A 19,522-nucleotide genomic window follows, 5' to 3' on the forward strand; every position below is an offset into this window, starting at 1 on the left:
CGCAGCCGCCTGCGTTCGCAGGTCAGGTATTCGAGGGATTCAACACGGTTGATCGATACGGAACATTGAAGGAGTTCATGATGAAAACATATATCGTAGTACTGATGATGATCGGCGCGATCGTCGGTCAGTCGGCTTTCGCGCAATCGGCCGCGCCGCTGACGCGTGCCCAGGTTCGCGACGAATTGATGCGTCTGGAAGCAGCCGGGTATGACCCGGCGAAGGGAGATGAAGGGGAGTATCCGGCGGACATCCAGGCGGCGGAAGCGAAGCTTGCCGAGCAGGACCGGGCCCGGATGGCGGCTGCCGCCGCGCACGCGCCGGCCGCCGGTATGCCGACGCAGACCAGCAACTAGGTGTCGACATGCTCTTGTGCGACTTCAGGCCGTCGTGTTCGCGGCACGGCCGAACGGCGCCGGCCGCGCCGCCGGCCATCGCGCGCCGCTTCGCGCGGCGGCGCGATCATCTCATCGGTCGCGTGCGATGAGCGGCCGGTCGGGCGTGCGACCAACCGGAACGAAGACGGTAGCGGTATCGGCGGCAATCCGGCACATGCGCACGATGGCATGCGGTGCCGCCAGCATGGCGATCACCAGGGCATCATGCGCTGCATGACCTGATCGCGCAGCACGAAGCGGTGCGCGAGCGCGGCCGCCACGTGCAGGCAAATGCCGACGAACAGTGCCCACGCGAGGATGCCGTGCACGTCGCCCATCGCGTGGCCGAACGCGGAGCCGGCCGCCGACAGCGCGGGCAACGGCACGATCCCGAGCAACGTCACGCTCCATGCGCGCGACGACGCGTTGATCCAGCCGAGCAGCGGCACCGCGATCAGCAGCGCGTAGAGCGCGAAATGCGTCGCGCCCGACAGTGCGCGCATCGCGGGCGGCAGGTCACTCGCGGGCGGGCGATGCGTCACGCGCCACAGCACGCGGCAAGCCATCGCCGCGAGCAGCGCGGTGCCCACGAGGAGGTGCGCGGCGATCAGGCCGATGGGCTGCGTGTCGCGATGCACGTCGGGCATCGTCCAGCCGATCGCATATTGCGCGATGACCAGCGCGACGATCAGCCAGTGAAGCAAGCGCGCAACGGTGTCATATCGGGCGGGCGTGGACATGGAGACTCCTGCGGACGACGGGGACGATATCGGTCGAGCGGATTCTACGTTCGCTTTCTTAACGAAACGTTAAGCAGGCGTCGCCACAATCGTTCTCCGCTGGACTGTCGCTTTTCTTCATCCTGACCTACGCGACCTTTCGAATCTTTCAGATCGATAGCGGTCGTCCGCACGGGAGACTCTTTCATCATGGCACCTTCGACGATCGAGCGATGGCGTGCCCACCTGCTGATCGCCGCACTGGCCGGCATGTTCATCCAGGGTTTCATGCTGGTGTCGTTGCTTGCATGGCACGTACCCGAAGCATTTTTCACCACGATGACGTTTCGTATCTGGGTCGCCATCGCGTTAGCCACCGCGATCCTTTCGGCCCGCAAGCTTGCCGACGTCGCGTTCCGCGCCGCGCTCGCCTGCGGCTACGTGCGCGTGACAGGAATCGATCGCCGCACGGTAGTCGTGTCATCTGATTGCGCGTATCGTCGCTTGGTCGTCCTTCACATCCGGCTCCACGGGAATCGATACGGCGGCGTGCACGGGTGACCCTGCGTGCGCGCGGCGGCTCCCGGGTGTCGTGGTCGCACGGGTCACCACTGGGGAGAAGCATGGTTTTGCTGCATGTGCTGCGCGCGCTGGCCGGGGCAATGTCGATCGTCTGCGGGCTGGGCGTGTTACTGGGCATTGCCTACACGATCACGGCCAGCGTGCTGGTCGGCCGGTTCTTTTCCCGGGCGCCGGCCGAGCCGCGCGACTATCCGGGCGTCACCGTCGCGAAGCCGCTGCACGGCGACGAGTGGCAACTCGTACAGCATCTCGAAAGCTTCTTCGTGCAGAATTATCCGGGGCCGGTCCAGCACCTGTTCGGCGTGCACGACGCGAACGACAAGGCGCTCGTGGCCGTCGAGGCGCTGCGGGCGCGCTACCCTGAAGCGAACATCAAGGTCGTCGCCGATGCGCGGCTCTATGGGCCGAACCGCAAGATCGCCAATCTCGTGAACATGCTCGAACACGCGGAGTATTCGGTGCTCTGTCTCGCCGACAGCGACGTTCGGGTCGAGCGCGATTATTTGCGCGCCGTCGTCGGCGCGCTGCAGCAGCCGGAGGTCGGCATCGTGACGAGCGTGTATCGCGGCATCGCATCGCCGGGCTTCTGGCCCGGTGTCGCCGTCGCGATGACGAACTACCATTTCCTGCCGGGCGTGATCACCGGGCTCTTCCTCGGGCGCGCACGGCCATGCTTTGGCCAGACGATTGCGATCACGCGCGCGACGCTCGAACGCATCGGCGGCCTCACGCGTTTCGCGCATCACCTGGCCGAGGATCATGCGCTGGGCGAGGCGGTGCGGCAGGTGGGCGCGCAGGTCGTCATTCCGCCGTTCGTCGTCGGGCATGCGTGCGTCGAGGAGACGTTCGCGAAGCTGTACGCACACGAATTGCGGTGGAGCTGCACGATCCGCGCGGCGGACCGGCTCGGTCACGCCGGCTCGGTGCTGATGCACCCGGTGCCGCTCGCGCTGCTGGCGCTGCTGTTTTCCGGCGGCACGGCCGTCGCGTGCGGGCTGGCAGTCGCGGCGCTCGCCGCGCGGGCGCTGCTGATGCTGAACACGAGCCGGGCGACCGGCGCCGGCCTGCGCGGCGCGCTGTGGCTGCCGTTCGTCGATCTCCTGCAGTTCGTCGTGTTCGTGTCGAGCTTCTTCTCGTCGCATGTCGTGTGGCGCGGCACGCGTTTTCGCGTCGACCGGGAAGGGCTGCTGTCGCCCGCGAGCGAATCATGACGACCCCAACGAACCCCGCTGCCGATGCCGCGGAGCGGAACGCCGCGCGGGGCGACGCACGGCTGCGCCACGTGGGGCGGGTGGCGGCGCTGGGCGGGCTCGCGCTCGCCGTGTGGCTGATCTGGCGCGAGCATCCGCTGGACATCCTGCATCGCCTGCAGATCGCCGGGGCCGGGCTGTTGCTCGCGGCGCTGGCGCACATCCTGCCGATGCTCGCGAATGCGTGGGACTGGCGGATGCTGATCCGCGGCCCGAGCCGGCCGTCGTTCGCGACGATGCTGAAACTCGTGTGGATCCGCGAATCGATCAACGGGTTGTTGCCGGTCGCGCGGATCGGCGGCGAGATCGTGTCGTTCGGCCTGCTGCGGCAGGCGGGCGTGCGGCCGGCCACCGCCGTCGCCAGCCTCGTCGCCGACATGCAGCTGACGCTGATCAGCCAGCTCGTGTTCGCGCTGGTCGCGATCGGCTACGTGCTCGAGCACGTGTCGTCCGACGCCGCGCGGGTGGCCGGCAACCTCGCGATCGGCATGGCCGCGCTGGTGCCGGTGCTGCTGCTGTTCGCGCTGGTGCAGCACGCGCGGCCGTTCGAACGCGCGATGCGCGTGCTCAACCGCGTCACGAGCGGCAAGGTGGTGGCGCTGGTCGGCGAATCGGCGCGCACCGATCAGTCGATCCGGATGATCTGGAGAAAGACCGGCATCGTCGTGCGTTATCTCGTGATCTGGCAGACGCTGCAGTTCGTCGGCTATGCACTGGAAATCTGGCTCGCGCTGTATTTCCTCGGCGCGGAGCCGACGTTCGCGCAGGCGCTCGCGATCGAGGCGCTGATCCAGCTCGTGAGCAGCATCGCGTTCCTGATGCCGGGCGGGCTCGGCGTGCAGGAGGGCGGGTTCGTGCTGATCGGCGGGCTGCTCGGGTTCGACCCGCCGACCTGTCTCGCGCTGGCCGGCGCCCGCCGCGTGCGCGACCTGCTGTTTTATCTGCCGGGCCTGCTGGCATGGCAGTGGGCGGCCGGTTCGGCGAAGCGGCCACGCGCGACGCAAAACCCGCCGTTGCCCATCGGGGAATCGGCCCGGCCGCGTTGATGTGACCGGGCAGCCCCTGCCCGTCACGCGCGGCGGGCCGCGCGGGACTCAGCGCCGTTCGTCGGCGAGATGGCTGCGGATCACGTCCGCGAACGACGTATCGCCCTTCAAGCCGAGCGCTTCCGCGCGCGACGTATCCCAACGGCCCGGCCAGCTGCCGACGATCTTCTCGACGCGCTCGTCCGGCACATGGCGGATCAGCTTCACGACGTCGTCGCCCGCGACTTCGCGCAGCGCCGCGATCATTTCGTCGACCGACACCGACAGGCCGGGCAGATTGATCACCCGTTTGTTGCCGAGCTTCGCGCCGTCGATCTCGCAGCCCGCGACGAGCGCTTCGATCGCGCCGCGCGGCGACAGCAACCACAGGCGCGTCGAACCCGGCACCGGGCACACGCTTTCCTCGCCGTTCAGCGGCTCGCGGATGATGCCGCTCGCGAACGACGACGCAGCTGCGTTCGGGCGCCCCGGCCGCACGCTGATCGTCGGCAGCCGCAGCACGCGGCCGTCGACGAAGCCGCGCCGCGCGTAGTCGCACAGCAGCAGCTCGGCGATCGCCTTCTCGGCGCCGTACGACGATTGCGGGTTCAGCGCGGTGTCGTCCTGCACGACGTCGGGCAGCGTGCCGCCATAGACTGCGACGGAGCTCGTGAACACGACGCGCGGCCGATGGCCACGCGCGCGGCATACTTCGAGCAGCGTGCGCGACGCGTCGAGGTTGATCCGCATGCCGAGATCGAAATCGGCTTCGGCCTGCCCGCTGACGATCGCCGCGAGGTGGAAGATCGCGCCGGTCTGCGTGTCAATTGCGCGGTCGAGCACCGCGCGCTCGGCGATGTCGCCGACGATCGACGTCACGCGCGCGTCGCCGAAATCGCTGCCTGCGACGACGTCGAGCAGCACCAGCTCGTCGATCTTCTCGCTGCGGCCGTCGGGGCCGGCGAGTTCGCCTCGCTCGAGCAGCTTGCGTGCGAGACGGTGGCCGAGAAAGCCGGCGCCGCCGGTGATCAGTACTTTCATGTTCTTTACCCTCGGAAGAATGCTGGAATTACAGGTACGGCTTGAGCCAGCCGAGCCCTTCGGACGTGCCGGCCTTCGGGCGGTACTCGCAGCCGATCCAGCCGTCGTAGCCGAGCGCGTCGATCAGCGCGAACAGATACGGGTAGTTGAGTTCGCCGATATCCGGCTCGTGGCGCTCGGGCACGCCCGCGATCTGGATATGGCCGATGCCCGCGAAATCGCGCTTGAGCTTCATCGCGAGATCGCCTTCGACGATCTGGCAGTGGTAGCAGTCGAACTGCACCTTCAGGTTCGGCGCGCCGACTTCCGCGCAGATCTCGTGCGCATCGTCCTGGCGGCTCAGGAAATAGCCGGGCATGTCGCGCGGGTTGATCGGCTCGATCAGGATCGTGATGCCGTGCGCGAAGGCGGCTTGCGTCGCATGCCGCAGGTTCGCGAGGTAGGTGTCGCGATGGCGCGCACGGTCGGCGCCCGGCGGCACCATGCCGGCCATCACGTGCAGCTTCTTGTTGCCGAGCACGCGCGCATAGTCGAGCGCCTGGTCGATGCCGCGCCGGAACTCGTCCTCGCGGCCCGGCAGCGACGCGGTGCCGCGTTCGCCCGCGGCCCAGTCGCCGGGCGGCGCGTTGAACAGCGCCTGCTCGAGGTGGTGCGCATCGAGGCGCGCGCGGATGTCCTCGGCGGCGAAGTCGTACGGGAACAGGTACTCGACGGCCTTGAAGCCGTCGTAGGCGGCAGCGGCGAAGCGTTCGAGGAACGCGTGCTCGGTGTACATCATCGAGAGGTTGGCGGCGAAGCGTGGCATGGCAGCGGGTCCTGTGAATGAATGGGGCGGGGCGCACGGCGCCCCGCGTCGAATGGCGGCCGGATCGTTCGTGGGGCGAATCAGCGGTTCACGAGTTTCGCGGGCGTGAGCCACACCGCGATCGCGCCGATCACGAGCATCGCGGCGAGCACGTACATGCCGGACGCGGTGCTGTGCGTGACGTCCTTCAGGTAACCGATCACGTACGGGCTCGCGAACCCGGCGAGGTTGCCGACCGAGTTGATGATCGCGATCCCGGCCGCGGCCGCGGAGCCCGCGAGGAACGCGGTCGGCAGCGACCAGAACAGCGGGGCGCAGGTCAGCACGCCGCCCGCCGCGAGCGACAGGAACACGATCGACACCGCCGTATTGTGCGAGTACGACGCGGCGACCGCAAACCCGAGCGCGCCCATCAGCGCCGGCACGATCAGGTGCCAGCGGCGTTCGCGGCGCTTGTCCGCGCTGTGGCCGAACAGGTTCATCACGACGATCGCGACGAGGAACGGAATGGCCGACAGCAGGCCGATCTGCAGCGTATCGGTGATGCCGGTCGACTTGACGAGCGTCGGCATCCAGAACGTGAGCCCGTACTGGCCGGTGACGAACGCGAAGTAGATCAGCGACATCCACCACATGCGCGGGTCCGCGAACACGGCCTTCAGCGAATGGCCGTGCTTCTGCTGTTCCTGCGGCTGCGCGGCGATCTCGTCCTCCAGCAGCTGCTTCTCGCGCTCGTCGAGCCACTTCGCGCTGCGGATGCTGTTGTCGAGATACAGGATCGTCGCGATGCCGACGAGCACGGCCGGCACGGCTTCGATCATGAACATCCATTGCCAGCCGTGGAAGCCCGAGCCGCCGTGGAAGCGCTCCATGATCCAGCCCGACAGCGGGTTGCCGAAGATGCCCGACACGGGAATCGCGGACATGAATACCGCGATGATCTTCGCGCGGCGATGCGACGGGAACCAGTACGTGAGGTACAGGATCACGCCGGGATAGAAGCCGGCTTCCGCGAGGCCGAGCAGGAAGCGCAGCACGTAGAACTGCGTCGGCGTCTGCACGAACGCGAACAACGCGGACAGCAGGCCCCACGTGATCATGATTCGTGCGATCCAGATGCGTGCGCCGATGCGGTGCATCAGCAGGTTGCTTGGCAGTTCGAACAGAAAATAGCCCAGAAAGAAAATGCCGGCGCCGAGCCCGAACACCGTTTCGCTGAACGCGAGGTCCTGTGACATCTGCAGCTTCGCGAAGCCGACGTTCACGCGGTCGAGATACGCGACCACGTAGCAGAGCATCAGGAACGGCACGATGCGCCAGAACACTTTCTTGTAGGTGCGGTCGAGTTCCGCGGCATGGGCGGGCGCGGCGGGCGAGCGGCCAGCGGCCGCGTCGAGAGCAGTCATCGTCGTCTCCAATGATGTCGTGTGCCGGCGGCGCGTACGTCGCCGGTCGTGTGTGTGCTGACGGAAGGGCCCGCGCACACGGCGGGCATGGGAATCGTTGCGCGGCGCGCCGCTACCAGCGCGCGCCGAAGCTGGCGCGTAGTTCGTCCAGCGCGGCGTCGTCGAGCGGCTCGGGTTTCGGGTGCGTCATCAGCCACAGCCGCGCCGTTTCCTCGAGTTCCTCGAGCGCATACGACGCGTGCGACACCGACGGTCCCCACATCACGGGGCCGAGGCGGTCGAGCAGCACGCCGCGCACCTGATCGGCGAGCGCCGCGACTTCGGCGGCAACGGCCGGATCACCGGGGCGGCGGTAGCGGATCAGCGGAATGTGGCCGACCTTCATCACGTAGTACGGCGTGATCGGCGGCAGCACGTCGGTGTCGCGCCACACGCCCGCGAGTGTCAGCGCGACGAGATGCGTCGAATGCGTGTGGACGACGCCGTTCGCTTCGGCATTGCGTGCGTAGATGCCGCGATGCAGCGCGAGCGTCTTCGACGGCTTGCCGCCCGATACGGGCTGGCCGTCGAGGCCGACTTTCGCGATGTCGTTCGGGTCGAGCCGGCCGAGGCATGCATCGGTCGGCGTGATCAGCCAGCCGTCGGGCAGGCGCGCGCTGATGTTGCCCGCGCTGCCGACCGCATGGCCGCGCGCATACAGGCTCGCGCCGACCACGCAGATCTCTTCGCGCAGTTTCGCTTCGTCGCTCATCGTGCGGCTCCGTCCAGCGCGCGCAGCGCCTTGTCGAAAAAGTCCGTGGCGCCGAAATTGCCGGACTTCAGCGCGAGGCCGAGCGGCTGCGCGTCGATGGTGGCCGTCGCCGGCACGCCCGGGTCGATCTGCGTGCCGATCTGCAGTGACTTCACGTCGAGCGCCTGCACGACCGCGCCGGACGTTTCGCCGCCGGCGACCACGAACTTGCGCACGCCGAGATCACGCAGGCCGCGCGCGATCGCCGCGAGCGTGGCTTCGACGAGATGGCCGGCCGCGTCGACGCCGAGCGCCTGCTGCACGGCCTTCACTTCGTCGGGCGTCGCGGTCGCGTAGATCAGCACGGGCTGCGGCAGGTGCGCGCGCGCGAACGCGAGTGCCTGGTCGACGACGGGTTCGCCGCGCGATGCCGCGAGCGGATCGATGCGGAAGCTCGGCCGCGTGGCGCGCCATGCGGCGACCTGGGCATTGGTGGCCTTCGACGCGCTGCCGGCGAGCACGACCGACAGGCCGTCGATGCGCGGCAGCGACGCCGCGTTGTCGCGTTCGGGCAGTTGCTCCGCGCGACGGAAATTCGCGGGCAGGCCGAGCGCGATGCCCGAGCCGCCGGTGACGAGCGGCAGGCCCGCGCACGCTTCGCCGAGCACGTAGAGGTCGCGGTCCGACAGCGCGTCGGCGATCGCGAAGCGCACGCCTTCCGCGCGCAGTTGCTCGATCCGCGTGCGCACGGCGGCCGCGCCGAGCGCGATCGTGTCGTAGCGGATCAGGCCGACCGGCGACTTCGTCTGCCGTTGCAGCACGCGCACGAGGTTCGCGTCCTTCATCGGCGTGAGCGGATGGTTCTCCATGCCGGATTCGTTCAGCAGCACGTCGCCGACGAACAGGTGGCCGCGATAGATCGTGCGGCCGTTCTCGGGGAAGGCCGGGCACGCGATCGTGAAGCCGCCGCCGGCCGCATCGAGCAGCGCATCGGCGACGGGGCCGATGTTGCCCGCGTCGGTCGAATCGAACGTCGAGCAGTACTTGAAGAAGAACTGCCGGCAGCCTTGCGCGCGCAGCCATTCGTACGCGGCGAGCGATTGCGCGACGGCGTCGGCGGCGGGGATCGTGCGCGACTTCAGCGCGACGACGATCGCGTCGGCGTCGAGCGGGGTGCCTGCGGCGCCGTCGGCGGGCACGCCGATCGTCTGCACGGTGCGCATGCCGCTCTTCACGAGCATGTTCGCGAGATCGGTCGCGCCGGTGAAATCGTCGGCGATGCAGCCGAGCAGGGGACGGGAAGCGGAAGCGGTCATGGCAAGTACGTCGGTCGAATCAGCGGGCGGGCGGCAGCGTGATGCCGGGGAAAGTCTTGATCACGGCGGAATCGTCCTCGCCGCCGTGGCCGGCGCTCGACGCGCTCATGAACATCTGGTGCGCGGTGGCCGACAGCGGCAGCGGGAACTTGCTGCGGCGCGCGGTATCGAGCACGAGGCCGAGATCCTTCACGAAGATGTCGACGGCCGACAGCGGTGTGTAGTCGCCGTTCAGGATGTGCGGCACGCGGTTCTCGAACATCCACGAATTGCCGGCGCTGTGCGTGATCACGTCGTACAGCGCGTCCGCATCGACGCCTTCGCGCAGGCCGAGCGCCATCGCCTCGGCCGCCGCCGCGATGTGCACGCCGGCCAGCAGCTGGTTGATGATCTTCACTTTCGAGCCGATGCCGTGCGCGTCGCCGAGGCGATAGACCTTGCCGGCGATCGCCGCGAGCACGTCCTCGCAGCCCGCATACGCGGCGGCCGGGCCCGACGTCATCATCGTCATCTCGCCGGAGGCCGCGCGCGCGGCGCCGCCGGATACCGGCGCATCGAGCATCTGCAGGCCGGCCGCCTCGATGCGCGCGCCGAGCGTGACCGCGAATTCGGGCGCGACGGTTGCGCTGGCGATCACGACGCCGCCCGGCTTCATCGCCGCGACCGCGCCGTGTTCGCCGAACAGCACCGTTTCGGTCTGCGCGGCGTTGACGACGAGCGTGACGACGACGTCGCACTGCGCGCCGAGTTCGGCCGGCGTCGCGCAGGCGATGCCGCCTTCGGCGGCGAACGCCTGCAGCACCGTGTCGCGCACGTCGCATGCGTGCACGCGCAGGCCGGCGCGCAGCAGCGAGCGGGCGACGCCGAGGCCCATCGCGCCCAGGCCGATGACTCCAACATTTCGTGACATGGTCAACCTTGATCGATTCGGGAGAGGGGCGGCGCGGCGGCCGCCGGGTTCAGCAGATACCGGCTTCCGCGAGGCGGCGGGCGGCGTTGTACATGTGCGTGCGCGCCGCGTTGCGTGCGGCCATCGGGTCGCGCGCGCGGATCGCGTCGGCGATCGCCGCGTGTTCCTCGCGCACCTGGCGCGAGAAGTCCTCGCGCGTCGCTTCGTTGCGCCGCGTGACCTTCACGCCGGCTTCGAGGTATTGGTTCAGGAACTGCAGCGTCTTCAGGAAATACGGGTTGCCGGTGACGGCCGCGATCGTGCGGTGGAACGCGACGTCTTCCGCGACGCCATCGCGCCCTTCGGCCACCGCGTCGTCGATCTTGCGCAGCGCATCGTCGATGTCGGCCATGTCTTCATCGGTGTGGTTCAGCGCGGCTTCGGCGGCGACCTCGGCCTCGATCGCGCGGCGCACCGCGAGCAGGTGCGGCAGCGACGTGGCTTCGACGGCCTCCGCGTAGTCGATCCGCAGCGGCCGGATCGCGCCGTGCTGGTTCACGTACACGCCGCTGCCCTGGCGCGGCTCGACCACGCCTTCGTTCTTCAGCCGCGAGATCGCCTCGCGGATCACGGTGCGGCTCACGCCGAATTCCTGCGCGAGCACGGCCTCCGTCGGCAGCTTGCCGGTGGCGGAGAAACTGCCGACTTCGATCTGCTTGAGCAGTTGCTGCGCGACATGGTCGCTCATCGCGCGGGCGGGAATTTTCTCGAACATGGCGCTCTGGTTTGTAAGGTTATGTGGTCATCATACAAATTTGAATGAGCGTCTGCATCCGGGATAACCCTCGGCTAACGGAGCGCAACGTCGGCCAAATCGATTGGAACCGGTTCCAATTGAATCGAATCCGATGCGTTCGAGTGTCGATGCGCGAACGGTTGGAAAAGGAGCGGGGGCCCGTCGCCGTCAGTCGGCGATGTCCTCGACGGCGTCCGCCGCGATTGCCGCGCCGGCTTCCGCCACTTCCCCGCCACGCTCCCGATACGTCGCAGGCGGCACGCCGAACTGCTTGCGGAATTCGCGCCCGAGGTGCGACGCATCGGCGAATCCGCAGCTCGACGCGATATCGGCCACCGTGCGGTCGGAGCTCGTCAGCAGCCACGCGGCCGTGCGCAGCCGCACCTGCTTCGCGAACGCCTGCGGGCTCTTGCCCGTTTCCGCCTTGAACAGCCGCTCGAGCTGCCGCGTCGACAAATCGAGCTTGCTCGCGAGCTCGTCGAGCGACAGCGCACGCCCGACATGCTGTTCCATCAGGAGAATCGCGCGCTTGACCTTCGGGTGCGTCGCCGGCTCGAGGCCCGGCGGATGCGGCTGCGGCGCGTTGCCTTTCTGCATCTCGCCGACCAGCAGGATGCGCAGCGCCTTCTGCACGGTCGCGTGATCGAAGTGGCGCAGCAGGATCGCGGCGGCGACGTCGATCGACGCGCGGCCGCCCGAGCAGGTGATGCGGCGCCGGTCGATCACGAACAGCCGGTCGGCGATCAGCAGGTCGGGATCGGCAGCCGGAAAGCGCTCGATGAAATCCCAGTAGTGGAACCAGCTCACGCAGGTGCGGTAGCCGTCGAGCACGCCGGCGCGCATCAGCGTGAACACGCCGGTGCAGATGCCGACGACCGTCGCGCCGCCCGCCGCCGCGCGGCGGATGAAGTCGAGCGTCTCGGGGCCCGCCTGCGGCCCCGAATGCAGCAACCCGCCGACCACCACCACATAGTCGAACGGCTCGGCCGCGTCGAACGTTTCCCACGGCGTGATCTGGATCCCGCAGCTTGCGCGCACCGGCGCGAGGGTCTCGCCGATCACGCTCCACGCGCAGCGCACGGGCTTGCTGTAGTCGCCGTCGTCCGCCGACAGCCGCAGCATGTCGACGAAGCCGGAGAAGGCCGTCAGCGTGAAGTTCGGCAGCAGCACGATGCCGAAGCGGATACGCCGCGGCGTGGGTTCTGCGAGGGGGGAAGCGGGTACGTCGGTTGTCATCGCGGCCAATCTCTTCACGCCGGGCGGGCGGTCTCACTCAGTCTGTTGATACGGGTCATGCGGATACGGCGGCCGGGCGGGGCGGATGCAGCCAGCGTCGCTGATCGGTTCCGGCACGACTTGTGGTTTTCCGTCGCGAACCATCGCCAAAACGCACTTTCGGTCCTGCCGGCAGGGCGCTTGGCGGCGGTATCCCACGCCGATGCCGTTTTTGTTCTATCGGCCGATTTTACGCTTTGATGTACTGGCGCCAACGTCATTTCACGTGTGTGCCACCCAGAGGAAGCCAATGAACGTCAGCGTCTTCGACCTGTTCAAGATCGGCATCGGCCCGTCCAGTTCGCATACGGTCGGCCCGATGATCGCCGCGTGCCGCTTCGCGTCGCACGTGGAGGACGCGAACCTGCTCGGTTTCGTGCGCCGCGTGCGGGTCGAACTATACGGCTCGCTCGGCGCGACCGGCAAGGGCCACGGCACCGACAAGGCCGTGCTGCTCGGTCTCGAGGGCCACCTGCCCGACACGATCGATCCGGACCTGATCGAGCCGCGGCTCGCCGCGATCCGCGCGGAGAAATCGCTGTCGCTGCTCGGCAAGCAGACCGTCCGCTTCGAGGAAAAGGAGCACATCGGCTTCTATCGCAAGCTGATGAGCGGCACGAGCATCGTGCACCCGAACGGGATGCGCTTCCAGGCGTTCGACGAACACGGCCAGCTGCTCGTCGAGAAAGAGTATTACTCGGTCGGCGGCGGCTTCGTCGTGAACCGCGACGGCGATCGCGTGAACGGCGTGCGCGCGGCGGTCGAGGTGCCGTATCCGTTCCGCACCGGCGACGACCTGATGCGCCAGTGCCGCGAACACGGGCTGTCGATCGCCGAGCTGATGATGCGCAACGAATGCGCGCTGCGTCCCGCCGACGAAGTGCGCGCCGGGCTGCTCGCGATCTGGCGCACGATGGCCGCCTGCGTCGAGCGCGGCTGCAAGGTCGAGGGCGACCTGCCGGGCCCGATGCGCGTGAAGCGCCGCGCGGCCGAGCTGAACAATCGCCTGCGCGCGCGCTCGGAGGAGTCGCTGCGCGACCCGTTGTCGATGCTCGACTGGGTCAACCTGTATGCGATGGCCGTCAACGAGGAGAACGCGGCGGGCGGCCGGGTCGTCACCGCGCCGACCAACGGCGCGGCCGGCGTGATCCCCGCGGTGCTGCACTACTACGTGAAGTTCGTGCCGGGCTCGAACGAAGCCGGCATCGTCGAATTCCTGATGACGGCCGCGGCGATCGGGATCATCTACAAGGAAACCGCGTCGATCTCCGGCGCGGAAGTCGGTTGCCAGGGCGAAGTGGGCGTCGCGTGCTCGATGGCCGCGGCCGCGCTCGCCGCGGTGATGGGCGGCACGCCCGACCAGGTCGAGAACGCGGCCGAGATCGGCATGGAGCACAACCTCGGGATGACCTGCGACCCGGTCGGCGGGCTCGTTCAGATCCCGTGCATCGAGCGCAACGCGATGGGCGCGATCAAGGCGCTGAACGCGTCGCGCATGGCGCTCAAGGGTAACGGCCAGCACTACGTGTCGCTCGATTCGGTCATCAAGACGATGCGCGAGACGGGCGCCGACATGAAGACGAAATACAAGGAAACGTCGCGCGGCGGTCTGGCCGTGAACGTCATCGAATGCTAAACGAAGGATCACTCACATGAGCCGCTACTCGATATTCAGCCTGTTCCGCAACGGCCTCTCGTATCACGAGAACTGGGAAAAGCAGTGGAAGAGCCCGGAACCGAAGAAGGAATACGACGTCGTGATCGTCGGCGGCGGCGGCCACGGCCTCGCGACCGCGTATTACCTCGCGAAGGAGCACGGGATCACGAACGTCGCGATCCTCGAGAAGGGCTGGATCGGCGGCGGCAACACCGCGCGCAACACGACGATCGTCCGCTCGAACTATCTGTGGGACGAATCGGCCGCGCTGTACGAGAAGGCGATGAAGCTGTGGGAAGGGCTGTCGCAGGACCTGAACTACAACGTGATGTTCAGCCAGCGCGGCGTGATGAACCTGGCCCACACGCTGCAGGACGTGCGTGACACCGAGCGCCGCGTGAACGCGAACCGGCTGAACGGCGTCGACGCCGAATTCCTGACGCCCGCGCAGATCAAGGAAATCGAGCCGACCATCAACCTGAACAGCCGCTACCCGGTGCTCGGCGCGTCGATCCAGCGCCGCGCGGGCGTGGCGCGTCACGACGCGGTGGCCTGGGGCTTCGCACGCGGCGCGGACCGCGCGGGTGTCGACATCATCCAGAACTGCCAGGTGACGGGCATTCGTCGCGAAGGCGGCGCGGTCGTCGGCGTCGATACGGTGAAGGGTTTCATCAAGGCGAAGAAGGTCGCGGTGGTCGCGGCCGGCAACACGACGACGCTCGCCGACATGGCCGGCGTGCGCCTGCCGATCGAGAGCCACCCGCTGCAGGCGCTGGTGTCCGAGCCGATCAAGCCGGTCGTCAACTCGGTGATCATGTCGAACGCGGTGCACGCGTACATCAGCCAGTCCGACAAGGGCGACCTCGTGATCGGCGCCGGCATCGACCAGTACACGGGCTTCGGCCAGCGCGGCAGCTTCCACATCATCGAAAGCACGCTGCAGGCGATCGTCGAGATGTTCCCGGTGTTCTCGCGCGTGCGGATGAACCGCCAGTGGGGCGGCATCGTCGACGTGTCGCCGGACGCGTGCCCGATCATCACCAAGACCGACGTGAAGGGCCTCTATTTCAACTGCGGCTGGGGTACCGGCGGCTTCAAGGCGACGCCCGGCTCGGGCTGGGTGTTCGCGCACACGATCGCCCGCGACGAACCGCATCCGCTGAACGCGCCGTTCGCGCTCGACCGTTTCTACACGGGCCACCTGATCGACGAGCACGGCGCCGCCGCCGTCGCGCACTGACCGCTACCGCACAGACACAGGAGAAAGAAACATGTTGCTGATCGAATGTCCGTGGTGCGGGCCGCGCGCCGAATCCGAGTTCTCGTGCGGCGGTGAAGCCGATATCGTGCGCCCCGTGAACAACGAGAACATGACCGACCGCGAATGGGGCGAGTACGTGTTCATGCGCGAGAACAAGCGTGGGCTGCACAAGGAGCAATGGCTGCACACGCAGGGCTGCCGCCGCTGGTTCAAGGCCACCCGCGACACGGTGACCTACGATATCAAGGGCTACGAAAAGTTCGGCGGCGAAGCTGCCGGCAACGCACACGAAGAGGGCACGAGCAAATGAGCCAGAAAGACCGCCTCGGCACCGGTGGCCGCATCAATCGCGCGATTCCGTTGACCTTCACGTTCAACGGCCGCACGTATCAGGGCTTCCAGGGCGACACGCTCGCGTCCGCGCTGCTCGCGAACGGCGTGCACTTCGTCGCGCGCAGCTTCAAGTACCACCGTCCGCGCGGGATCGTGACGGCCGACGTCGCGGAACCGAACGCCGTCGTGCAGCTCGAATCGGGCCCGTACACGGTGCCGAACGCACGCGCGACCGAGATCGAGCTGTACCAGGGGCTCGTCGCGTCCAGCGTGAACGCGGAGCCGTCGCTCGAGAACGACAAGTACGCGATCAACCAGAAGCTGTCGCGCTTCCTGCCGGCCGGCTTCTATTACAAGACGTTCATGTGGCCGCGCAACATGTGGCCGAAGTACGAAGAGAAGATCCGCGAAGCGGCCGGCCTCGGCAAGGCGCCGGAAGCGCTCGACGCCGATCGCTACGACAAGTGCTACGCGCACTGCGACGTGCTCGTGGTCGGCGGTGGCCCGTCGGGCCTCGCGGCCGCGCATGCGGCGGCCACGGCCGGCGCGCGCGTGATCCTCGTCGACGACCAGCGCGAACTCGGCGGCAGCCTGCTGTCGTGCCGCGCCGAGATCGACGCGAAGCCCGCGCTGCAATGGGTCGAGAAGATCGAGGCCGAGCTGCGCAAGCTGCCCGACGTGACGATCCTGTCGCGCAGCACCGCGTTCGGCTACCAGGACCACAACCTCGTGACGGTCACGCAGCGTCTGACCGATCACCTGCCGGTGTCGATGCGCAAGGGCACGCGCGAACTGCTGTGGAAGGTCCGCGCGAAGCGCGTGATCCTCGCGACCGGGGCGCACGAGCGGCCGATCGTGTTCGGCAACAACGACCTGCCGGGCGTGATGCTCGCCGGTGCGGTGTCCACCTACGTGCATCGCTTCGGCGTGCTGCCGGGCCGCAACGCGGTCGTGTTCACGAACAACGATCGCGCGTACCAGACCGCGCTCGACCTGAAGGCGTGCGGCGCGAAGGTGACGGTCGTCGATTCGCGCGCGTCGTCGAACGGTGCGCTGCCGGCCGCCGCGAAGCGGCAGGGCGTGACGGTGATGAGCGGCGCGGTCGTGACGGGTGCATCGGGCAAGTGGCGCGTATCGTCGGTCGACGTCGCGTCCTACTCGAACGGCCAGACCGGCGGCAAGCTGCAGACGCTGCCGTGCGACCTCGTCGCGATGTCGGGCGGCTTCAGCCCGGTGCTGCACCTGTTCGCGCAGTCGGGCGGCAAGGCCTGCTGGAACGACGAGAAGGCCTGCTTCCTGCCGGGCAAGCCCGTGCAGGCGGAAGCGAGCATCGGCGCAGCAGCCGGCGAATTCGGCCTGGCGCGCGCGCTGCGGCTCGCGGTCGATGCGGGCGTGGAAGCCGCGAAGGCAGCGGGTTTCACCGCTGCGCAGCGCGCGGTCGCGCCGCAGGTCGCGGAAACCGTCGAAGGCGCACTGCAGCCGCTGTGGCTGGTCGGGAGCCGCGAAGCCGCGGCACGCGGGCCGAAGCAGTTCGTCGACTTCCAGAACGACGTGTCGGCCGCGGACATCCTGCTGGCCGCACGCGAAGGCTTCGAGTCGGTCGAGCACGTGAAGCGCTACACGGCGATGGGCTTCGGCACCGACCAGGGCAAGCTCGGCAACATCAACGGGATGGCGATCCTCGCGGGGGCGCTCGGCAAGACGATTCCGGAAACGGGCACGACGACGTTCCGCCCGAACTACACGCCGGTGTCGTTCGGCACGTTCGCGGGCCGCGAGCTCGGCGATTTCCTCGATCCGATCCGCAAGACCTGCGTGCACGAGTGGCACGTCGAGCACGGCGCGCTGTTCGAGGACGTCGGCAACTGGAAGCGGCCGTGGTACTTCCCGAAGAACGGCGAAGATCTCCATGCGGCCGTGAAGCGCGAATGCCTCGCGGTGCGCAACAGCGTCGGCATCCTCGACGCGTCGACGCTCGGCAAGATCGACATCCAGGGTCCGGACGCGGTGAAGCTGCTGAACTGGATGTACACGAACCCGTGGAACAAGCTCGAAGTGGGCAAGTGCCGCTACGGGCTGATGCTCGACGAGAACGGGATGGTGTTCGACGACGGCGTGACGGTGCGCCTCGCCGACCAGCATTTCATGATGACGACCACGACGGGCGGCGCGGCGCGCGTGCTGACGTGGCTCGAGCGCTGGCTGCAGACCGAATGGCCCGACATGAAGGTGCGGCTGTCGTCGGTGACCGATCACTGGGCGACGTTCGCGGTGGTCGGCCCGAAGAGCCGCAAGGTCGTGCAGAAGGTGTGCCAGGACATCGATTTCGGCAACGAGGCGTTCCCGTTCATGAGCTACCGGAACGGCACGGTTGCAGGTGCGAAGGCGCGCGTGATGCGGATCAGCTTCTCGGGCGAGCTCGCCTATGAAGTGAACGTGCCGGCGAATGCGGGCCGCGCGGTGTGGGAAGCGCTGATGGCGGCCGGCGCCGAGTTCGACATCACGCCGTACGGCACCGAAACGATGCACGTGCTGCGCGCGGAGAAGGGCTACATCATCGTCGGCCAGGATACCGACGGCTCGATCACGCCGTACGACCTCGGGATGGGCGGCGTCGTCGCGAAGTCGAAGGACTTCCTCGGCAAGCGTTCGCTCGCGCGCTCGGACACCGCGAAGGAAGGCCGCAAGCAGTTCGTCGGCCTGCTGACCGAGGACGAACAGTTCGTGCTGCCGGAAGGCGCGCAGATCATCGCGAAGGACACGCAGGTGTCGGCGGTCGATCCGACGCCGATGCTCGGCCACGTGACGTCGAGCTACTACAGCCCGATCCTGAAGCGCTCGATCGCGCTCGCGGTGGTGAAGGGCGGCCTGAACAAGATGGGCGAGAGCGTCGTGATTCCGCTGGCCAACGGCAAGCGCATCACCGCGACGATCTCGAGCCCGGTTTTCTACGATACCGAAGGGGTGCGCCAGCATGTGGAATGAAACCAGAAACCAGACGCAGGTGGCGGGCGCGGGCGGCGTGACGCTTGAATCGCCGTTCGTCGGCGCGGCCGACGTGCTGAAGCCGCACCAGGCGCGCGCCTCGAAGAAGTTCACGCTGCGCGAGCGGCCGTTCCTCGATCTCGTCAACGTGCGCGGCGAGTTGAGCGATCCGGCGTTCGTGAGCGCGTTCGAGCGCGTGGTCGGCTGCCGGCCGCCCGCGGCGCCGAACACGGTCGCGCGCGGCGCCGAGTACGACGTGCTGTGGCTCGGCCCCGACGAGTGGCTCGTGCGCTCGAACGGACCCGTGCCGGCGGGCGTGCTCGAAGCGAAGCTCGCGGAAGCCGTGCAGGGCACGTATTCGGCGGCCGTCGATGTCGGCAGCGGCTATACGGTGGTCGAGATCAGCGGCGAACGCGTGCGCGACGTGCTCGCGCGCGGCTGTCCGCTCGATCTCCATCCGCGTGCGTTCAAGCCGGGCCAGTGCGCGCAGTCGCATTACTTCAAGTCGTCGATCGTGCTGATCCCGACCGGTGACGATGCGTTCGAGATCGTCGTGCGTCGCAGCTTCGCCGACTACTTCGTGCGCATCATGCTCGACGCGGCCGCGCCGCTCGCATCATGAAGCCGTTCGACGAACCGTTCGTGGCGATCGACGCGCCGCGCCTGCGCGGGCGCGGCTGGAGCGTGTTCGTCGACGAACTGAAGGTGCCCGCGCGGATCGGCATTCATGCACACGAGCATGAAGCGCCGCAGCCGATCGTGATCGATGCACGGCTCGGTTACCGGTGCGAGCCGAGCGAGCAGGGCGAGTGGATCGATTACGACGGTTATTGCGCGCGCCTTGCCGCATTCCTGTCGCACAAGCCGCATACGCGGCTGCTCGAGACGCTCGTCGCCGATATCGCGGTGCTGTCGTTCCGTGAATGGCCGGCGCTGGAGTCGCTGACGCTGTCGGTGTACAAGCCGAAGATCCGGCCCGGCACGAAGCGGGTCGGCGTGTCGCTCGACTGGACACGCGGGGATTATTTGCGGTGGACGGGGGCGGCGGGGCAGTTTTGAGGCGTGATGACACGGC

General features: G+C 67.9%; 20 protein-coding genes. 10 read left to right on the top strand and 10 right to left on the bottom strand.

The window, feature by feature from the left end:
- The first annotated feature begins 80 nt into the window (after positions 1-80).
- Positions 81-356, top strand: a complete 276-nt coding sequence (locus G3N98_RS05615; protein WP_206147576.1) for a DUF4148 domain-containing protein — start codon at positions 81-83, stop codon at positions 354-356.
- 111 nt (positions 357-467) lie between these two features.
- Here the strand turns inward: G3N98_RS05615 and G3N98_RS40155 are convergent, their stop codons facing one another.
- Together G3N98_RS40155 and G3N98_RS05620 are read right to left on the bottom strand one after the other, a co-directional pair.
- Entirely contained in the window at positions 468-593 is a 126-nt protein-coding gene (locus G3N98_RS40155) for a hypothetical protein (protein ID WP_277396884.1), read from the bottom strand.
- On the bottom strand, positions 590-1,117 hold the full coding sequence (locus G3N98_RS05620) for a cytochrome b (RefSeq protein WP_089426767.1): 528 nt from the start codon (positions 1,115-1,117) through the stop codon (positions 590-592). Before G3N98_RS05620 ends, G3N98_RS40155 begins: the two co-directional genes overlap by 4 nt.
- 189 nt (positions 1,118-1,306) lie before the next feature.
- On the opposite strand from G3N98_RS05620, the gene G3N98_RS05625 reads away from it, so the two are divergent.
- The 3 genes from G3N98_RS05625 (at position 1,307) to G3N98_RS05635 (ending at position 3,974) form a co-directional block, all read left to right on the top strand.
- Positions 1,307-1,657 (top strand): hypothetical protein, encoded by a 351-nt coding sequence (locus tag G3N98_RS05625; protein WP_089426768.1) that lies wholly within the window; start codon positions 1,307-1,309, stop codon positions 1,655-1,657.
- Positions 1,658-1,719: 62 nt separating this feature from the next.
- The gene (gene hpnI / locus G3N98_RS05630) at positions 1,720-2,889 is read left to right on the top strand and encodes a bacteriohopanetetrol glucosamine biosynthesis glycosyltransferase HpnI (RefSeq protein WP_206147536.1); all 1,170 of its coding nucleotides are present in this window, start codon (positions 1,720-1,722) and stop codon (positions 2,887-2,889) included.
- Positions 2,886-3,974, top strand: a complete 1,089-nt coding sequence (locus G3N98_RS05635; protein WP_206147537.1) for a lysylphosphatidylglycerol synthase domain-containing protein — start codon at positions 2,886-2,888, stop codon at positions 3,972-3,974. Before hpnI ends, G3N98_RS05635 begins: the two co-directional genes overlap by 4 nt.
- Before the next feature lie 48 nt (positions 3,975-4,022).
- Here G3N98_RS05635 and denD read toward each other — a convergent pair whose 3' ends face one another.
- The 8 genes from denD to G3N98_RS05675 form a co-directional block, all read right to left on the bottom strand.
- Complete coding sequence (gene denD / locus G3N98_RS05640; protein ID WP_206147538.1) at positions 4,023-4,994, bottom strand: D-erythronate dehydrogenase; 972 nt, start codon at positions 4,992-4,994, stop codon at positions 4,023-4,025.
- A 28-nt stretch (positions 4,995-5,022) separates the two neighbouring features.
- The gene (otnI, locus tag G3N98_RS05645; protein WP_206147539.1) at positions 5,023-5,799 is read right to left on the bottom strand and encodes a 2-oxo-tetronate isomerase; all 777 of its coding nucleotides are present in this window, start codon (positions 5,797-5,799) and stop codon (positions 5,023-5,025) included.
- A gap of 80 nt (positions 5,800-5,879) precedes the next feature.
- Complete coding sequence (locus tag G3N98_RS05650; RefSeq protein WP_166888068.1) at positions 5,880-7,205, bottom strand: MFS transporter; 1,326 nt, start codon at positions 7,203-7,205, stop codon at positions 5,880-5,882.
- A gap of 112 nt (positions 7,206-7,317) precedes the next feature.
- Positions 7,318-7,956, bottom strand: a complete 639-nt coding sequence (locus tag G3N98_RS05655) for an aldolase (RefSeq protein WP_206147540.1) — start codon at positions 7,954-7,956, stop codon at positions 7,318-7,320.
- The gene (otnK, locus tag G3N98_RS05660) at positions 7,953-9,251 is read right to left on the bottom strand and encodes a 3-oxo-tetronate kinase (protein ID WP_206147541.1); all 1,299 of its coding nucleotides are present in this window, start codon (positions 9,249-9,251) and stop codon (positions 7,953-7,955) included. Before otnK ends, G3N98_RS05655 begins: the two co-directional genes overlap by 4 nt.
- Positions 9,252-9,270: 19 nt before the next feature.
- Positions 9,271-10,161 carry an L-threonate dehydrogenase gene (gene ltnD, locus G3N98_RS05665; RefSeq protein WP_206147542.1) on the bottom strand — a complete coding sequence of 297 codons (891 nt, stop codon included), beginning with the start codon at positions 10,159-10,161 and terminating at the stop codon, positions 9,271-9,273.
- A gap of 49 nt (positions 10,162-10,210) precedes the next feature.
- Positions 10,211-10,915, bottom strand: a complete 705-nt coding sequence (locus G3N98_RS05670) for a FadR/GntR family transcriptional regulator (protein WP_011354089.1) — start codon at positions 10,913-10,915, stop codon at positions 10,211-10,213.
- A 189-nt stretch (positions 10,916-11,104) separates the two neighbouring features.
- On the bottom strand, positions 11,105-12,172 hold the full coding sequence (locus G3N98_RS05675; RefSeq protein WP_089475702.1) for a GlxA family transcriptional regulator: 1,068 nt from the start codon (positions 12,170-12,172) through the stop codon (positions 11,105-11,107).
- A 289-nt stretch (positions 12,173-12,461) separates the two neighbouring features.
- Between G3N98_RS05675 and G3N98_RS05680 the strand changes: the two genes are divergently transcribed.
- From G3N98_RS05680 to G3N98_RS05705, 6 genes are read left to right on the top strand one after another with little or no spacing between them, the layout of a single operon-like run.
- Positions 12,462-13,847, top strand: coding sequence for an L-serine ammonia-lyase (locus G3N98_RS05680; RefSeq protein ID WP_089426777.1), 1,386 nt, complete (start codon positions 12,462-12,464; stop codon positions 13,845-13,847).
- A 16-nt stretch (positions 13,848-13,863) separates the two neighbouring features.
- Positions 13,864-15,108, top strand: a complete 1,245-nt coding sequence (locus tag G3N98_RS05685; protein ID WP_006480591.1) for a sarcosine oxidase subunit beta family protein — start codon at positions 13,864-13,866, stop codon at positions 15,106-15,108.
- Between the two features lie 31 nt (positions 15,109-15,139).
- On the top strand, positions 15,140-15,439 hold the full coding sequence (locus G3N98_RS05690) for a sarcosine oxidase subunit delta (protein WP_089433164.1): 300 nt from the start codon (positions 15,140-15,142) through the stop codon (positions 15,437-15,439).
- Positions 15,436-18,447 carry a sarcosine oxidase subunit alpha family protein gene (locus tag G3N98_RS05695; protein ID WP_206147543.1) on the top strand — a complete coding sequence of 1,004 codons (3,012 nt, stop codon included), beginning with the start codon at positions 15,436-15,438 and terminating at the stop codon, positions 18,445-18,447. Before G3N98_RS05690 ends, G3N98_RS05695 begins: the two co-directional genes overlap by 4 nt.
- On the top strand, positions 18,437-19,069 hold the full coding sequence (locus G3N98_RS05700; RefSeq protein ID WP_089426779.1) for a sarcosine oxidase subunit gamma: 633 nt from the start codon (positions 18,437-18,439) through the stop codon (positions 19,067-19,069). Before G3N98_RS05695 ends, G3N98_RS05700 begins: the two co-directional genes overlap by 11 nt.
- Positions 19,066-19,506 (top strand): dihydroneopterin aldolase, encoded by a 441-nt coding sequence (locus G3N98_RS05705; protein WP_011354099.1) that lies wholly within the window; start codon positions 19,066-19,068, stop codon positions 19,504-19,506. The genes G3N98_RS05700 and G3N98_RS05705 overlap by 4 nt, the downstream gene beginning before the upstream one ends.
- Positions 19,507-19,522: the final 16 nt, after the last annotated feature.

The organism is Burkholderia sp. Tr-20390 (assembly GCF_017104595.1).
In the GTDB taxonomy this organism is placed as follows: Bacteria; Pseudomonadota; Gammaproteobacteria; order Burkholderiales; family Burkholderiaceae; genus Burkholderia.

Coding starts and splice junctions, on each gene's coding strand:
- G3N98_RS05675 (WP_089475702.1), bottom strand. CDS start 12,172: ATGACAACCGACGTACCCGCTTCCCCCCTCGCAGAACCCACGCCGCGG.
- G3N98_RS05685 (WP_006480591.1), top strand. CDS start 13,864: ATGAGCCGCTACTCGATATTCAGCCTGTTCCGCAACGGCCTCTCGTAT.
- G3N98_RS05695 (WP_206147543.1), top strand. CDS start 15,436: ATGAGCCAGAAAGACCGCCTCGGCACCGGTGGCCGCATCAATCGCGCG.
- G3N98_RS05670 (WP_011354089.1), bottom strand. CDS start 10,915: ATGTTCGAGAAAATTCCCGCCCGCGCGATGAGCGACCATGTCGCGCAG.
- G3N98_RS05635 (WP_206147537.1), top strand. CDS start 2,886: ATGACGACCCCAACGAACCCCGCTGCCGATGCCGCGGAGCGGAACGCC.
- G3N98_RS05700 (WP_089426779.1), top strand. CDS start 18,437: ATGTGGAATGAAACCAGAAACCAGACGCAGGTGGCGGGCGCGGGCGGC.
- otnK (WP_206147541.1), bottom strand. CDS start 9,251: ATGACCGCTTCCGCTTCCCGTCCCCTGCTCGGCTGCATCGCCGACGAT.
- G3N98_RS05690 (WP_089433164.1), top strand. CDS start 15,140: ATGTTGCTGATCGAATGTCCGTGGTGCGGGCCGCGCGCCGAATCCGAG.
- G3N98_RS05655 (WP_206147540.1), bottom strand. CDS start 7,956: ATGAGCGACGAAGCGAAACTGCGCGAAGAGATCTGCGTGGTCGGCGCG.
- G3N98_RS05625 (WP_089426768.1), top strand. CDS start 1,307: ATGGCACCTTCGACGATCGAGCGATGGCGTGCCCACCTGCTGATCGCC.
- hpnI (WP_206147536.1), top strand. CDS start 1,720: ATGGTTTTGCTGCATGTGCTGCGCGCGCTGGCCGGGGCAATGTCGATC.
- otnI (WP_206147539.1), bottom strand. CDS start 5,799: ATGCCACGCTTCGCCGCCAACCTCTCGATGATGTACACCGAGCACGCG.
- G3N98_RS05705 (WP_011354099.1), top strand. CDS start 19,066: ATGAAGCCGTTCGACGAACCGTTCGTGGCGATCGACGCGCCGCGCCTG.
- G3N98_RS05615 (WP_206147576.1), top strand. CDS start 81: ATGAAAACATATATCGTAGTACTGATGATGATCGGCGCGATCGTCGGT.
- G3N98_RS05650 (WP_166888068.1), bottom strand. CDS start 7,205: ATGACTGCTCTCGACGCGGCCGCTGGCCGCTCGCCCGCCGCGCCCGCC.
- G3N98_RS05680 (WP_089426777.1), top strand. CDS start 12,462: ATGAACGTCAGCGTCTTCGACCTGTTCAAGATCGGCATCGGCCCGTCC.
- denD (WP_206147538.1), bottom strand. CDS start 4,994: ATGAAAGTACTGATCACCGGCGGCGCCGGCTTTCTCGGCCACCGTCTC.
- ltnD (WP_206147542.1), bottom strand. CDS start 10,161: ATGTCACGAAATGTTGGAGTCATCGGCCTGGGCGCGATGGGCCTCGGC.
- G3N98_RS05620 (WP_089426767.1), bottom strand. CDS start 1,117: ATGTCCACGCCCGCCCGATATGACACCGTTGCGCGCTTGCTTCACTGG.